Below are 16,679 nucleotides of genomic sequence, written 5' to 3' on the forward strand. Positions count from 1 at the left end.
CGAGCAGTACGCCGCCGCCCGATGCGCACGGTCCGGGCGCTTTTTTGAATCCCTTTGCATTGCGCTGCGAATCCGAATGGGGTGTTTCACGGCATGCCTGAATTCCGGGAACTGATGGCGGGTCAGCTCGGCATCTGGTATGCCCAGCAGCTCGCCCCCGAGAATCCGGTCTACAACATCGCCGAATACCTGGACCTGCGCGGCGAGCTGGACGCGGGCCTGCTCCTCGAGGCCGTGCGCCGCATGCTCGACGAGATCGACGGCTTCCGCGTGCGCTTCCGCGAGATCGACGGCGTGCCGCTGCAGTACGTCGACGACAGCCGCGACTACGCCGTCCAGCTCGTGGACGTCAGCGCCGAGCCCGATCCGGAAGCCGCCGCCCTGCGCTGGATGCAGGCGGACGTGCGGCGCAACGGCGACCTGCGCGCGGGCTGGCTGTTCAGCTTCGCCGTGCTCGTCCTCGCGCCCGACCGCCACTACCTGTACGAGCGCAGCCACCACATCGTCATGGACGGCCACGGCGGCGCGATGATCGCCGCCCGCACCGCCGAGATCTACACCGCCCTCCTGGAGGGCCGCCCGTCGACGGGTGACGGCCCGGAGTCCGTCCACGCGCTCATCGACGCGGAACGCGCCTACCGCGACTCCGCCGACTACGCGCGCGACCGCGACTACTGGCTGAACGCGCTGGCCGACCTCCCCGAGACCACCAGGCCCGGCGGCTCCCCGCACTCCGGCCACGGCGCCAGGAACCTGCCGAACCCGCCGGAAGGCTGCTTCGCCGGCATCGACCAGGAGCAGGCCGCGGCGCTCAAGGCCACCGCCCGCCGCATGGGCACCAGCCTCGCCGGCCTCATGATCTCCGCCGCCGCCCTCTACCAGCACTGCCTGACCGGCGACCGCGACGTCGTCATCGGCGTGGCCGTGCTCGGGGCGGGCCCGCGCGAGCGCGCCATCCCCGGCATGAAGGCCAACCTCGCCCCCATCCGCGTCCAGATGGGCCCGCAGACCACCATCCAGGACGTCGTACGGCAGACCACCCGCGCCGTCCGCGACGGCCTGCGCCACCAGCGCTACCGGTACGAGGAGATCCTGCGCGACCTCAAGCTCGTCAACCGCGAGGCCCTCTGCCCCGTCGAGGTGAACTTCGCCTCCTTCGACCACCCCGTCAGGTTCGGCGAGTGCACCGCCGAGTCGCACAACCTGTCCACCGGGCCCATCAACGGCACCCGGATCAGCGTCTACGCCGGCTCCGACGACATCGACATCAAGATCGACGCCAACCGGGACGCCGACGGCGTCGCGCCCGCCGCGGACATCTCCCGCCGCTTCCGCACCATCGTGCGCTGGCTGGCCACCGCCGAACCCGCCGACACCATCAGCCGGGCCGGCCTCCTGGACGAGGAGGAACGGCGGCAGGTCGTGGAGGAGTGGAGCGGGGCCGAGGCTGGTTCGGTGGGTGGGTCGGTGGTGGAGTGGTTCGGGGTGCGGGCTGGTGAGGTGCCGGGTGCGGTGGCGGTGGTGTGTGGGGGTGAGTCGCTGTCGTTCGGTGAGGTGGAGTCGCGGGCGAATCGGTTGGCGCGTTTCCTGGTGGCGCAGGGTGTTGGGCGTGAGTCGGTGGTGGGTTTGTGTCTGCCGCGTGGGGTGGATGCTGTTGTGGCGATGCTGGCGGTGTGGAAGGCCGGGGGTGCGTTTTTGCCGGTTGATCCGGTTCAGCCTGCTGAGCGGATCGGGTTCATGCTGGCTGACAGTCGTGCGGTGTTGGTGCTGGGTGTGAGTGAGGTGCTGGATGAGCTGCCGGCCGGTCGGGTGCGGATGGTCGCCCTCGATGACGCGCTGGTGCGGGTACAGCTGTCGATGCAGGAGGAGTCTCCGCTTGAGGTGGCGGCGCTTCCGGACGCGTTGGCCTATGTCATGTACACCTCCGGCTCGTCCGGTAAGCCGAAGGGTGTGGCGGTCACGCATGGCGGTCTGGCCACTTATGTGGGCTGGGCGGTGCGGGCGTATGAGACGGATGGTGGGGCTCCGGTGCATTCGTCGCTGGGGTTCGACCTGACGGTGACGAGTGTGTGGGTGCCGCTGGTGGCCGGGGCTCCGGTGCGGATGAGCGTCGAAGGCGGCGCGGAGGGGCTGGCCGCCCTGCTCGGCGAAAGCGCCTTCGGGCTGGTGAAGGTGGTGCCGGGTCACCTGGCGTTGCTCGGTGAGCTGGCCTCGGCGGAGGTGCTCGCCGGAGCCTCCAGGACCTGGGTCGTGGGGGGCGAGGCGCTGGGCGGCGCGGACGTCCGCCGGCTGCTGGAACGGGCGCCGAACGCGGTGGTGGTCAACGAATACGGGCCGACGGAGACGGTGGTGGGCTGCTGCACCTTCGAGGTGCGGGCAGGCGACGAGGTCGAGGACCGGGTGCCGGTGGGCCGTCCGTCGCCGGGGACGCGGCTGTTCGTGCTGGACAGCAGGTTGGAGCCGGTGCCGGCCGGCGTGGCGGGGGAGCTTTACGTCGCCGGCGACCAGGTCGCCCGAGGCTACGTGGGCCGTCCTGGGCTGACCGCCGTGCGGTTCGTCGCGTGTCCGTTCGGTGGGCGGATGTACCGGACCGGGGACGTGGCGCGGTGGCGGGCCGATGGGGTGCTGGAGTTCCTCGGACGGGCCGACGAGCAGGTGAAGATCCTCGGCTACCGCATCGAACCCGGCGAGGTGGAGAGCGTGCTGGCCGCGCATCCGCTGGTGCAGCAGGCGGCGGTGATCGCGCGCGGGGACGATGCGGGCGAGGTGCGGCTGGTCGCCTACGTGGTGGGGGCCGATGCCGAGCCGGACCAGGTGCGGGCTTGGGCCGGGCAGCGGCTGCCGGAGTACATGGTGCCCTCGGCCGTGGTGGTGCTGCCCGCGCTGCCGTTGACCGCCAACGGGAAGCTGGACCGGCGGGCGTTGCCCGCGCCCGAGCATGTCGCGGTCGCTGGTCGTGAGCCCGCCACTGAGCAGGAGGTGGTGTTGTGCGGGTTGTTCGCCGAGGTGCTGGGTGTGTCCGGCGTGGGGGTGGATGACGACTTCTTCGCGCTGGGCGGGCACTCGCTGCTGGCGGTGCGGCTGGTGAGCCGGGTGCGCGCGGTGCTGGGCGTGGAGGTGGAGATCCGGACGCTTTTCGAGGCGTCCACGGTGGCCGCGCTTTCGGAGCGGTTGGCGGAGGCGGGTGAGGCTCGGCCTGCGCTGATGGCGTGGGAGCGGCCTGAGCGGGTGCCGTTGTCGTTCGCGCAGCGCCGGTTGTGGTTCATTCAGCAGTTGGAGGGGCCGAGTGCGACGTACAACATTCCGACGTCGCTGCGTCTGAGCGGTGAGGTGGATCGATACGCGCTGGGTGCGGCGTTGCGGGATGTGATCGGCCGGCATGAGGTGCTGCGCACGGTGTTCCCGACCGTGAACGGTGAGCCGTACCAGCGCGTTCTGGGCATGGACGAGCTGGAGTGGGAGTTGCAGGTCGTCGAGGTCGCGCCGGAGGAGGTTCAGGGTGAGGTGGCGCGGGCGTTCGCGCACACCTTCGATCTGGCGTCCGAGGTGCCGATCGCGGCGTGGCTGTTCGTCACCGGCCCGGATGAGCAGGTGCTGACGGTCGTGACGCATCACATCGCCGCCGACGGCATGTCGATGAGGCCGCTCGCGAACGATCTGTCCCTCGCCTACGCCGCCAGGTGCCGGAGCCGCGTGCCGCAATGGCAGCCGCTGCCGGTGCAGTACGCCGACTACGCCCTGTGGCAGCGGGAGCTGCTGGGCGCGGAGAACGATCCGGGCAGTGTGTTGTCGCGGCAGATCGGGTTCTGGCGGGGGGCGCTTGAGGGCGTCCCGGAGGAGCTGGCGTTGCCGGTGGACCGGCCGCGTCCGGCGGTGCCGGGTTACCGGGGGCATGGGGTGCCGGTCGAGGTGCCGGCCGAGGTGCACGCGCGGCTGGTCGAGGTGGCCAGGGCCGAGGGCGCGACCACGTTCATGGTGTTGCAGGCCGCGCTCGCGGTGCTGCTGGCCAAGCTCGGCGCGGGCACCGACATCCCGATCGGCACGCCCACCGCTGGACGCACCGACGAGGCGCTGAGCGACCTGATCGGGTTCTTCGTCAACACGCTCGTGCTGCGCACCGACCTGTCCGGCGACCCCACCTTCCGCGAGGTGCTGGGCCGCGTCAGGGAGACCGGGCTCGACGCCCACTCCCATCAGGACGTGCCGTTCGAACGCCTGGTGGAGGAGCTCGCCCCGGCCCGGTCGCTCGCCCGCCACCCGCTGTTCCAGGTCATGCTCACGCTGCAGAACGACACCGGCGTGCCGCTGCACCTGCCCGGGGTGACGGCCAGGGAGATCTCCCCTGCCACGGCGCCCGCCAAGTTCGACCTCGACGTGGCGGCGGCCGAGGTGTTCGACGAGGCGGGCGAGCCGGCCGGGCTGCGGGGGTACGTCATCGCGGCGGCGGACCTGTTCGACCGCGACAGCGCCGAGCGGGTCGCGGAGCGCTGGGTGCGGCTGCTCGACACGCTCGTCAGGGACGTCTCTGCCCGCCTGTCCGAGGTGGACGTGCTGGCCGCCGACGAGTGGGACCAGGTGGTGTGGGCGTGGAACGCGACCGACGCGCCCGTACCGGGCACCTCCCTGATCGGGCTGGTGGAGGCGCAGGCGGCGCGCACCCCCGACGCGGTCGCGGTGGTGTATGAAGGCGCCGAGGTCACCTACGCGGAGCTGGACGAACGAGCCGGACGGCTCGCGGGGGCGCTGGCGGCCGAGGGCGTGACCGCCGAGTCGGTGGTGGGCGTCGTCATGGAACGCGGCGTCGATCTCGTGGTGGCGCTGCTGGGCGTGCTGAAGGCGGGCGCGGCCTACCTGCCGGTCGAGGTGGAGCTCCCGCCTGAGCGGGTGGCCTCGATGCTGGCCGACGCGGGGGCGCGGGTGATGGTCTGCTCGGCCGCCACCGTCGCGCTCGTGCCGGACGGCGTGACCGCGCTGCGGGCGGACGACCTGCCGCCGGGCGAGCCGGTGCGCGGCGACGTGCTGCAGGTGGACGACCTGCCGGTCGGGGAGCCGCTGGGCGGCGTCGTGCGGCCCGGCCAGGCCGCTTACGTGATCTTCACCTCCGGATCGACGGGACGGCCGAAGGGCGTCGTGGTGCCGCACGCCGGCGTGGTGAACCGGCTGGCCTGGATGCAGCGGCGGCTGCCGCTGGAGCCCGGCGACCGGGTGCTGCAGAAGACGCCGTACGGCTTCGACGTGTCGGTCTGGGAGTTCTTCTGGCCGCTGGTGACCGGCGCCACGCTGGTCGTGGCCAGGCCGGGCGGGCACCGGGACCCGGCGTACCTGGCGCAGCTGATCAGGGACGCCCGGGTGAGCGTCGCGCACTTCGTGCCGTCGATGCTGGAGGTGTTCCTGCGGCAGCCCTCGGCGGCGGCCTGCGACGGGCTGCGCTGGGTGGTGTGCTCGGGCGAGGCGCTGCCGCAGCCGTTGCAGGAGCGCTTCTTCGACGTGCTGGGCGGGGCGGAGCTGCACAACCTGTACGGCCCCACCGAGGCGTCGGTGGACGTCACCGCCTGGCGATGCCGCAACGACGCCCCGGTCGCGATCGGCGCCCCGGTCGCCAACACCCGCGCCTACGTGCTGGACGCCTCCCTGCGGCCGGTCCCGGTCGGGGTGGCGGGCGAGCTGTACCTGGCCGGGGTGCAGCTCGCCCGCGGCTACGCGGGACAGCCTGGCCTGACCGCCGAACGGTTCATGGCCTGCCCTTACGGCGAGCCGGGCGAGCGCATGTACCGCACCGGCGACCGGGCCCGTTGGCGGCCCGACGGGCAACTGGAGTTCGTGGGCCGGGCCGACGACCAGGTGAAGATCCGCGGGATGCGCGTCGAGCCTGGCGAGGTGCAGGCCGTGATCGCGGCGCACCCGCAGGTGGCGCAGGCCGCGGTGGTCGCCCGCCAGGAGCAGGGCGGGGCGCGGCTGGTCGCGTACGTGGTCGGCGCCGAGGCCGGGCCGGACGAGGTGCGGAGCTGGGCCGGGCGGCGGCTGCCCGACTACATGGTGCCGTCGGCGGTGGTCGTCCTGGACGCGCTGCCGGTCACGGTCAACGGCAAGCTGGACCGCAGGGCGCTGCCGGCCCCCCAGTACGCCGCCGGCGCGGGCCGCGGCCCGTCCGGCCCGCGCGAGGAGCTGCTGTGCGCCGGCTTCGCGCACGTGCTCGGCCTCGACCGGGTGGGCGTCGACGAGGACTTCTTCGCGCTGGGCGGCCACTCGCTGCTGGTCGTCTCGCTGGTGGAGTGGCTGCGCGAGCACGGCCTGCGCGTCCCCGTACGCGCGCTGTTCCAGACGCCGACCGTGGCAGGGCTGGCCGTGGCGGCGGGCGCCGAGCAGGCGGAGGCGCCGCCCGCCGCCGTCCCCGAGGGCGCCACCAGGATCACCCCCGAAATGCTGCCCCTGGTCGAGCTGTCGCAGGCGGAGATCGACCGGATCGTGACCGGGGTGCCGGGCGGCGCCGCCAACGTCGCCGACGTCTACCCGCTCGCGCCGCTGCAGGAGGGCATCCTCTTCCACCACCTGCTCGCCGGGACCGGCGCGGACGCGTACGTGCTGGTGACGGTCCTGGAGTTCGACGGCAGGGCCAGGCTGGACGCCTTCACCGAGGCGCTCCAGCACGTCATCGACCGGCACGACATCCTGCGCACCTCGGTGGCGTGGGAGGGCCTGGACGAGCCGGTCCAGGTGGTCCGGCGGCACGCCGGCCTCCGCGTCCACACCGTCGAACTCGGCGCGGGCGACCCCGTCGAGCGGCTCATCGAGGCCGCCGGCCTGTCCATGGACCTCGGGCGGGCCCCGCTCATCGACGTGCACGCCGCCCAGGACGGGCAGCGGTGGCTCGGCCTCATCCGCGTGCACCACCTCGTCCAGGACCACGCCGGGCAGGAACTCGTTCTCGACGAGGTGCGCGCCTTCCTCGCCGGACACGGGGACGAGCTGGCCGCGCCGCCGCCGTTCCGCGGCTTCGTCGCGCAGGCGCGCGGCGCCGACGGCGAGGCGGAGCACGAGCGGTTCTTCGCCGAGCTGCTGGGCGACGTGGACGAGCCGACCGCGCCGTACGGGGTGCTCGACGTGCGCGGCCACCACACCGCCACGCGACGGGCCAGGCTGGGCCTCGCCCCCGACGTCACCGCCCGGCTGCGCCGGGTGGCGCGGGCGCTCGGCACCAGCCCGGCGACCGTCCTGCACCTGGCCTGGGCGCGCGTGCTCGCGGCCGTGGCCGGGCGGGACGACGTGGTGTTCGGCACGGTGCTGTTCGGCCGGATGAACGCGGGCGCCGACGCCGACCGGGTGCCAGGACCGTTCATCAACACCCTCCCGGTACGGGCCCAAGTGGACGGCACCGGCGTGGTGTCGGCCGTGGCCGCGATGCGCGACCGGCTGGCCGGGCTGCTGGAGCACGAGCACGCCCCCCTGGCCCTCGCGCAGCGGGCCGGCGGCGTGGCGGGCGACACGCCGCTGTTCACCTCGCTGCTCAACTACCGGCACAACGCCGCCGGCGACCGCACCGGCGTGGCCGAGGGCATCCGCGTGGTCGCGCTGCGGGAATGGGACAACTACCCCCTGTCGGTGTCGGTCGACGACGACGGCGACGCGCTGGACCTGCTCGTCGAGGGCGTGCCGCCGATCGACCCGCACGCGGTCGCCCGCATGCTGCGCACGACGGTCGGGAACCTGGCCGGCGCGCTGGCCGAGGCGGTGGACGGCGGCGCGGAGCGGCCGCTGTCGGCCGTCAGGGTGCTGGGCGACGACGAGTGGGACCGGCTGCTCACCGGCTGGAACGACACGGCGTCGGCGGTCCCCGACGGGACGGTGGCGCGGTGGTTCGAGGCGCAGGCGGCGCGGACCCCGGACGCGGTGGCGGTGGTGGCGGGCGGCGTCGAGGTCACGTACGCGGAGCTGGACGCGCGGGCGGACCGGCTGGCCCGGCTGCTGCTCGCCCGGCAGGTGGGGCCGGAGTCGGTGGTCGGCCTGGTGCTGGAGCGCGGGGTCGAGCTGGTCACGTCGCTGCTGGCGGTGCTGAAGGCGGGCGGCGCCTACCTGCCGATCGATCCGCGGCACCCGGCGGAGCGCATCGCGTACATGCTGGACGACGCCGCCGCGACGGTTGTGATCACCACCTCCGGCGTGGCGGGCGTGCCGGGACGGACCCTGGTCCTGGACGATCCCGCCGTCCTGGCCGAGCTGGCCGCGCTGCCCGGCGGACCGCCGCCCGCGGCGCCGCCCCTGCCCGCGCACCCGGCGTACGTCATCCACACCTCCGGCTCCACTGGACGGCCGAAGGGTGTGATCGTGACCCACGGCGGCTTCGCCAACACGGTCGCCGCGACGGCGGAACGGTTCGGGGCGCGGCGGGGGTCGCGGGTGGCGCAGTTCGCGTCGGTGAGCTTCGACCAGTTCTGCCTGGAATGGTCGGTTCCGCTGGTGTCGGGCGCGACCCTGGTCGTGGTGCCGCAGGACCGCCGGGCCGGCGCCGACCTGGCGGCGTTCCTCGCCGGGGAGCGGGTGACGCACGTGTGGCTGCCGCCGGTGGTGCTGGCCGGCCTGGACGAGGGGTCGATCGCGCCCGGCGTGGTCGTGGACGTCGGCGGCGAGGCCTGCTCGCCCGAGCTGGTACGGACCTGGTCGGCGGACCGGGTGATGTTCAACTCCTACGGTCCGACGGAGACCGCGGTGGACGCGGCGGTGTGGCGGTGCCGTCCCGTGACCGGCGAGGTGCCCATCGGGTCGCCCATCGCCAACACCCGCGTGTTCGTGCTGGACGGCGGTCTGGAGCCGGTGCCGGTCGGCGTGGCGGGCGAGCTGTACGTGGCGGGCACCGGCGTCGCCAGGGGCTACGCCGGCCTGGCCGGGCTGACCGCGGAACGCTTCGTCGCCTGCCCGCACGGCAGCGCGGGGGAGCGCATGTACCGCACCGGCGACCTGGTGCGCTGGAACGGCGAAGGGGAGCTGGAGTTCCTCGGCCGCGCCGACGACCAGATCAAGATCCGCGGCTTCCGCATCGAGCCGGGCGAGGTGCGCAGCGTGCTCGCCGCCCATCCCGGGGTGGCGCAGGCGGCGGTGATCGCCCGCGAGGACGTGGCCGGTGACCGGCGGCTGGTGGCGTACGTGGTCCCCGCCGCCATAACGGACGCCGCCAGAGAGGACGCCGCCGGAGAGGACGCCGCCGAGCTGGGCGAGCGGCTGCGGCGGCACGCCGCGGAATGGCTGCCGCACTACATGGTTCCCGCGGCCGTCGTCACGCTCGACGCCCTGCCCCTGACGATCAACGGCAAGCTCGACCGCAAGGCGCTGCCCGCCCCCGTCTACGCCGCGGGCGCCGGCCGCCGTCCCGCGTCGCTGCGCGAGGAGCTCCTGTGCGGGGTGTTCGCCGAGGTGCTGGGCCTGGCCGAGGTCGGCGTGCACGACGACTTCTTCGCGCTGGGCGGCCACTCGCTGCTCGCGGTGCGCCTCGTCAGCCGCGTACGCCGCCTGCTGGACGTGGACCTCGGCATCAGGACGCTCTTCGAGCACCCGACCGTGGCCGCCCTGGCCACCCGGCTCGACGAGGCGGACACCGCCCGGCCGCCGCTGACCGCCCAGGAGCGCCCCGAACGGCTGCCGCTGTCGTTCGCGCAGCGCCGCCTGTGGTTCATCCAGCAGCTGGAGGGCCTGAGCGACACCTACAACATCCCCGTCGCGCTCAAGCTGACCGGCGACGTCGACCACCCCGCGCTTGAGTCGGCGCTCCTCGACGTCATCGCCCGGCACGAGGTGCTGCGCACGGTGTTCGCGGTCGAGGACGGCGAGCCGTGCCAGCGGGTGCTGAGCCCGGCCGAGCTGGACTGGGACCTGCCGCTCGTCCAGGTGCCGGCCGCTGAGCTGGACCAAGCGGTCCGGAAGGCGTACCGGCACACGTTCGACCTGGCCGTGGAGCCGCCGATCAAGGCGTGGCTGCTCGCGACGGACCAGGGCGAGCGGGTGCTGGTCATGGTGCTGCACCACATCGCCGGCGACGCCTGGTCCGAGACGCCGCTGGCCCGCGACCTGTCGACCGCCTACGGCGCCCGCCGTCAGGGCCGGGCGCCGGGCTGGGAGCCGCTGCCCGTCCAGTACGCCGACTACGCCCAGTGGCAACGGCGGCTGCTCGGCGACGAGCACGACCCCGGCAGCCTGCTCGCCCGGCAGGTCGCCTACTGGCGGGAGACGCTCGCCGGCCTGCCCGAGGAGCTGCCGCTGCCGTTCGACCGGCCGCGTCCCGCCGTCGCCGGCCACCGGGGGCACGTCACCGCGTACCGGGTGCCGGCCGAGGTGCACGCGCGGCTGGCGGAGTTCGCGCGGGACGCGGGCGTGACCACGTTCATGGTGTTGCAGGCCGCGCTCGCCGTGCTGCTGAACCGGCTGGGCGCCGGGCGCGACATCCCCATCGGCGTCGCGGTCGCCGGCCGCATGGACGAGGCGCTGGACGACCTCGTCGGCTTCTTCGTCAACACGCTCGTGCTGCGCACGGACCTGTCGGGCGACCCCGCGTTCCGCGAGGTGCTCGACCGGGTGCGCGAGACGAGCCTGGGCGCCTACGCCCACCAGGACGTGCCGTTCGAGCGGCTGGTGGAGGAGCTGGCGCCGGCCCGCTCCCTGTCGCGGCACCCGCTCTTCCAAGTGATGCTCACCCTGCAGAGCGCCGAGGACGCCCGGCTCGACCTGCCCGGCGTGCGGGCCGGCGCGCTGCTCGCGGACACGGTGCTGGAGACGTCGGTCCCGCCGGTGGCCAAGTTCGACCTCCAGGTCTACGTACGAGAAGAACGGGACGAGCGCGGCGCGCCCGCTGGCCTGCGGGGCGTGGTGATCGCGGCGGCCGACCTGTTCGACGCCGGCACGGCCGAGCGGCTCGCCGACCGGTGGACGCGCGCACTCACGCACCTGGCCGGCGACCCCGAGCTGCCCACGTCCGCCGTGGACGTCCTCGCCCCCGAGGAGCGCCGCCAGGTGCTGACCGGGTGGAACGACACGGCCGTGCCGCGCGGGGACGCGACGCTGCCCGCGCTCGTCGAGGCGCAGGCCGCCCGCACGCCCGGCGCGGTCGCCGTGGTGTGCGAGGACGGCGAGGTCACCTACGCCGAGCTGGACGCGCGGGCGAACCGGCTCGCCCGGCTGCTCATCGACACCGGGGCCGGGCCCGACACGGTCGTCGGGGTCGCCATGGACCGCGGGATCGACCTGATCGTGGCGCTGCTGGGCGTGCTGAAGGCGGGCGGGGCGTACCTGCCGCTGGATCCCGGGCATCCCGCCGAGCGGCTGGCGTTCATGGCCGGGGACGCCGGCGCGCACGTCGTCCTCACCTCAGGCGGCCCGGCGCCCGCCGGCGCGCCCTGCCTGGCCCTGGACGACCCCGTCCTGCGGGCGCGGCTCGCGGAGCTGCCCGGCGAGCCGCTCCGGCCCGGCGAACGGCGCGAGCCGCTGCCCGCGCACGCGGCCTACGTCATGTACACCTCCGGCTCGACCGGCGTCCCCAAGGGCGTGGTGATCCCGCACGAGGCGGCGGTGAACCGGCTGGCCTGGATGCAGGAGCGGCTGCGGCTCACCGGGGACGATCGGGTGCTGCAGAAGACGCCGACCGGGTTCGACGTGTCGCTGTGGGAGGTGTTCTGGCCGCTGATGGTGGGCGCCGCCCTCGTCGTCGCCCGTCCCGGCGGGCACCGCGACCCCGCCTACCTCGCCGGGCTGATGCGGCGAGCCGGGGTGAGCGTCGCGCACTTCGTCCCGTCCCTGCTGAAGGTGTTCCTGCGGGAACCGGAGCTCACGCGCGGCACCCGGCTGCGCACGGTCATGTGCGGCGGCGAGACGCTGCCCGCGGCCCTGCAGGACCGCTTCTTCCAGGCGCTCGACGGCGTCGAGCTGCACAACATGTACGGCCCGACCGAGGCGACCGTGGACGTCACCGCCTGGCGCTGCGCCCCCGGCAGTCCCGTGCGCATCGGCTCGCCCGTGGCCAACACGCAGGTGTACGTGCTGGACGAGTTCCTGCGGCCCGCGCCGGTGGGCGTCACCGGCGAGCTGTACCTGGCGGGCGTGCAGCTCGCCCGCGGCTACGCCGGCCGTCCCGGTCTGACCGCCGAGCGGTTCGTGGCCTGCCCCTTCGGCGGGCGCATGTACCGCACGGGCGACCTGGCCCGGTGGACCGCCGACGGGCAGATCATGTTCCTCGGCCGCACGGACGACCAGGTGAAGATCCGCGGCGTCCGCATCGAGCCCGGCGAGATCGAGACCGTCATCGCCGCCCACCCCGAGGTCGCCCACGCCACGGTGGTCGCCCGCGAGGACACCCCAGGCGACAAGCGGCTGGTCGCCTACGTCGTCCCGGCCGGCGGTACGGACGGCGGTACGGACGGCGAGCTGCCGGAGCGGGTGCGGCGGGAGGCGGCGCGGCGGCTGCCCGAGTACATGGTGCCGTCGGCGGTGGTCGTGCTGGACGCGTTGCCGGTGACCGTCAACGGCAAGCTCGACCGCGACGCCCTGCCTGCCCCCGAGCGGTCCGGCGGCGCCGGGCGCGGTCCCGCCGACGCCCGCGAAGAGCTGCTGTGCGAGGGCTTCGCGCACGTGCTCGGGCTGGAGCGGGTGGGCGTGGAGGACGACTTCTTCGCGCTGGGCGGTCACTCGCTGCTGGTGGTGTCGCTGGTCGAGTGGCTGCGGGCGCGCGGCGTGACGGTGTCGGTGCGGGCGTTCTTCCAGGCGCCGACGGTGGCCGGGCTGGCGGCGGTGACGGGCGCCGAGCCGATGGCCGTACCCGGCCGCGCCGTCCCCTCAGGCGCGAGCGAAATCACGCCGGAGATGCTGCCGCTGGTGAGCCTGTCGCAGGCGGAGATCGACCGGATCGTGGCGGGGGTCGAGGGCGGGGCGGCGAACGTCGCGGACGTCTATCCCCTCGCGCCGCTGCAGGAGGGGCTGCTCTTCCACCACCTGCTGGCGGGCGACGGTCAGGACGTCTACACCCGTCCGGTGGTGCTGGAGTTCGCGTCGCGGGCGCGGCTGGACGAGGTCGTCGGGGCGTTGCAGCGGGTCGTCGACCGCCATGACGTCTTCCGTACGTCGCTGGTGTGGGAGGGAGTGCGGGAGCCGGTCCAGGTGGTGTGGCGGAGGGCCGCGCTGCCCGTGGAGACCGTGGAGACCGTGGAGCTGGACGCTGCCGGCGGTGACCTGGTCGAGCAGCTGATCGCCGCCGCCGACCCGTCCATGGATCTCGGCCGGGCACCCCTGCTGGACGTCCGCACCGCCCGCGTCCCCGGTTCCGAGCGGTGGCTGGCCATGGTGCGCATGCACCACCTCGTCCAGGACCACCTGGGCCTGGAGATCCTGCTGGACGAGGTGGGGGCGTTCCTGGCGGGGCGTGGCGGTGAGCTGGGCGAGCCGGTGCCGTTCCGCACCTTCGTCGCGCAGGCCAGGCGCGGGGGGAGCGACGAAGAGCACGAGCGGTACTTCGCGGGCTTGCTGGGCGACGTCGAGGAACCGACCGCGCCCTTCGGACTGCGCGACGCCCAGACCGGCGGCCGGGCCGAGCGGGCCACGTCCGACCTCGACCCGGCGCTGGAGAGCCGCCTGCGCGAGGTGTCCCGGCGGCTCGGGATGAGCCCGGCGACCGTGATGCACGTGGTGTGGGCCCGGGTGCTCGGCGCGGTGTCGGGGCGGGACGACGTGGTGTTCGGGACCGTGCTGTTCGGCCGCATGAACGCCGGCCCCGGCGCCGACCGCGCCCCCGGCCCCTTCATGAACCTGCTGCCGGTGCGCGTACGGCTCGGCCACGCCGACGTGGCGGCGGCCGTCGCCGGGATGCGCGGCCAACTGGCGGACCTGCTCGCGCACGAGCACGCGCCGCTGGCCGTCGCCCAGCGCGCGAGCGGCGTCCCCGCCGACCTGCCGCTGTTCACCTCGATCTTCAACTACCGGCACAACACGGACAGCGGCGCCGAACTCCACACCCGGCTGCCCGGAGTCAGGGTCGTCTTCACCGAGGAACCGACCAACTACCCCCTCTCGGTCATCGTCGAGGACAACGGCGACGGGATGTCGGTGGTCGTGGACGCGGTCGCCGGGGTGGATGCCGGGGCCGTGACCGGGCTGGTCCGCACGGTCGTGGAGAACGTGGTCACTGCCTTGGAGTCGGCTCCTGAAACGCCGCTGGCCGGCGTGGGGGTGCTGGACGTGGGCGGCCTGGAGCGGCTGGCCTCCTGGGGCACCGGTCCCGCGGGTTCGCTTGCGGGGACGGTGGCGGAGCTGTTCGAGGCGCAGGTGGACCGGGATCCGGCTGCGGTGGCGGTGGCGGGCGACGGCGTGGAGGTGTCGTTCGCCGAGGTGGAGGTTCGCGCGAACCGGCTGGCCCGGGCGCTGCTGAGCCGGGGGGTGGGCGCGGAGTCGGTCGTGGCGGTGGCGCTGGAACGCGGGGTCGATCTGATCGTGGCGTTGCTGGGCGTGCTGAAGGCGGGCGCGGCCTACCTGCCGGTGGACGTCACCTACCCGGAAGCGCGGATCGAGTCCATGATCATCCAGGCCGGGGTGCGGGTCGCGGTCGCGTCGCCGGGAACGATGGACTGCCTGCCCGACGACATCGACGTGGTGCTTTCCAACGACCCCGGGCTCGCGGGGTTGGCGGGCGGCCGGTTGTCAGCGGACGAGCGGGGTGTGCTGCGCGTCGATCAGGCGGCGTATGTGATGTTCACGTCCGGTTCGACCGGGGCGCCGAAGGGTGTGGTGGTCTCTAACGCCGGTGTCGGTGCGTTGATCGAGGGTCAGCAGCGGTGGCTGGGCGTCGGCCAGGGTTCGCGGGTGGCGCAGTTCGCGTCGCCGGGCTTCGACACCTTCGGCTGGGAGTGGCTCGGGCTGCTTTCGGGGGCTTCGCTGGCCATCGTGCCGGAGGAGGCTCGGCTGGGGGAGGCGCTCCTGCGGACCCTGAACGCTTCCCAGGTGACGCACGTGACCTTGCCGCCGGCGGTGCTGGCGGGCCTGGACCCGGCCGGACTGGATCCGAGCGTGGTGGTCGCGGCGGCGGGTGAGGCGCTGCCGATGGGGGTCCTGGAGGGCTGGGGTGCCGGTCGGCGGATGTTCAACTCCTATGGGCCGTCCGAGACGACGGTCGATGCCACCTTGTGGCAGTGCGCCTCCGATCGCGTGGCCATCGGGCGGCCGGTCATCGACACACGGGTCTGGGTCCTGGACGAGCGCCTGGCGCCGGTGCCGGTCGGTGTCGCGGGCGAGGTCTATGTGGCAGGTCCGGGTGTCGCGCGCGGGTATGTGGGCCGGCCGGGGCTGACGGCCGAGCGGTTCGTGGCCTGCCCCTTCGGGGGCGGGCGGATGTACCGCACGGGCGACGTGGCCCGCTGGGACGACGGCGAGCTGGTCTATGTCGGGCGGGCGGATGAGCAGGTGAAGATCCGCGGGATGCGGATCGAGCCGGGCGAGGTACGTGCGGTGCTGTCCCGGCATCGGTGGGTGTCGGACGCGGCGGTGGTGGTGCGCGAGGACGGCTCGGGGGACAAGCGGCTGGTCGGCTACCTGGTCCCGGCCGCTGACGTGGGGGCGGACGAGCTGACGGAGGCGGTGCGGCGGTTCGCGGGCGAGCGGTTGCCGGAGTTCATGGTGCCGTCGGCGCTGGTGGTGCTGGATGAGCTGCCGCTGACGGTGAACGGCAAGCTCGACCGCGGCGCGCTGCCGGCGCCGGAGGTGACGCGGGCGAGCAGGGGTCCGGCCGATGCGCGGGAGGAACTGCTGTGCGCGGCCTTCGCCGAGGTGCTGGGGCTGCCCGAGGTCGGGGTGGATGACGACTTCTTCGTGCTGGGCGGGCACTCGCTGCTGGCGGTGCGGCTGGTGAGCCGGATCAGGGCGGTCCTGGACATGGAGGTGGAGATCCGGGTCCTGTTCGAGGCGCCGACGGTCAGAGGGCTGGCGGAGCGGTTGGCGGAGGCGGACGAGGCTCGGCCTGCGTTGACGGCGCGGGTGCGTCCTGAGCGGGTGCCGTTGTCGTTCGCGCAGCGCCGCCTGTGGTTCATCCAGCAGTTGGAGGGGCCGACCGCCACCTACAACCTGCCGATCACGCAGATGCTGACCGGCGACGTCGACCGGGACGCTCTGGGCGCGGCTTTGCGGGACGTCATCGGCCGCCACGAGGTGCTGCGGACCGTCTTCCCGACCGCCGACGGCGAGCCGTACCAGCAGGTGCTGTGCGTGGAGGAGCTCGACTGGGAGCTCTCGGTGGTCGAGGTGGATCCCGCCGAGCTGGCCGGGGCTGTGGCCGAGGCCAAGGAGTACGCCTTCGATCTGGCGTCCGAGGTGCCGATCCGGGCGTGGTTGTTCGTGGCCGGTTCGGAGCAGGCGTTGGTGGTGGTGACGCATCACATCGCGGCGGACGGGTGGTCGATGGGGCCGCTGGCGCGGGATGTGTCGGTGGCGTACGAGGCACGCCGAGCGGGACGGACCCCGGTCTGGCAGCCGTTGCCGGTGCAGTACGCCGATTACGCCTTGTGGCAGCGGGAGTTGCTGGGGGAGCGGGACGATCCGGGCAGTGTGCTGGCGAAGCAGATCGGCTTCTGGCGGGAGGTGCTGGACGGGGTCCCGGAGGAGCTGGTGTTGCCGGTGGATCGGCCGCGTCCGGCGGTGGCGTCGCATCGGGGTGTGGAGGTGCC

General features: G+C 73.8%; 1 protein-coding gene. It reads left to right on the forward strand.

Annotation, left to right across the window (positions count from 1 at the left end):
- Positions 1 to 93: 93 nt before the first annotated feature.
- Positions 94 to 16,679 (forward strand): amino acid adenylation domain-containing protein (locus AB0K28_RS43430; protein WP_364382183.1); only part of this gene is annotated, 16,586 nt, incomplete at its 3' end.

Origin of the sequence: Nonomuraea sp. NPDC049504, assembly GCF_040676845.1 — a bacterium.
Taxonomy (GTDB): Bacteria; Actinomycetota; Actinomycetes; order Streptosporangiales; family Streptosporangiaceae; genus Nonomuraea; species Nonomuraea salmonea.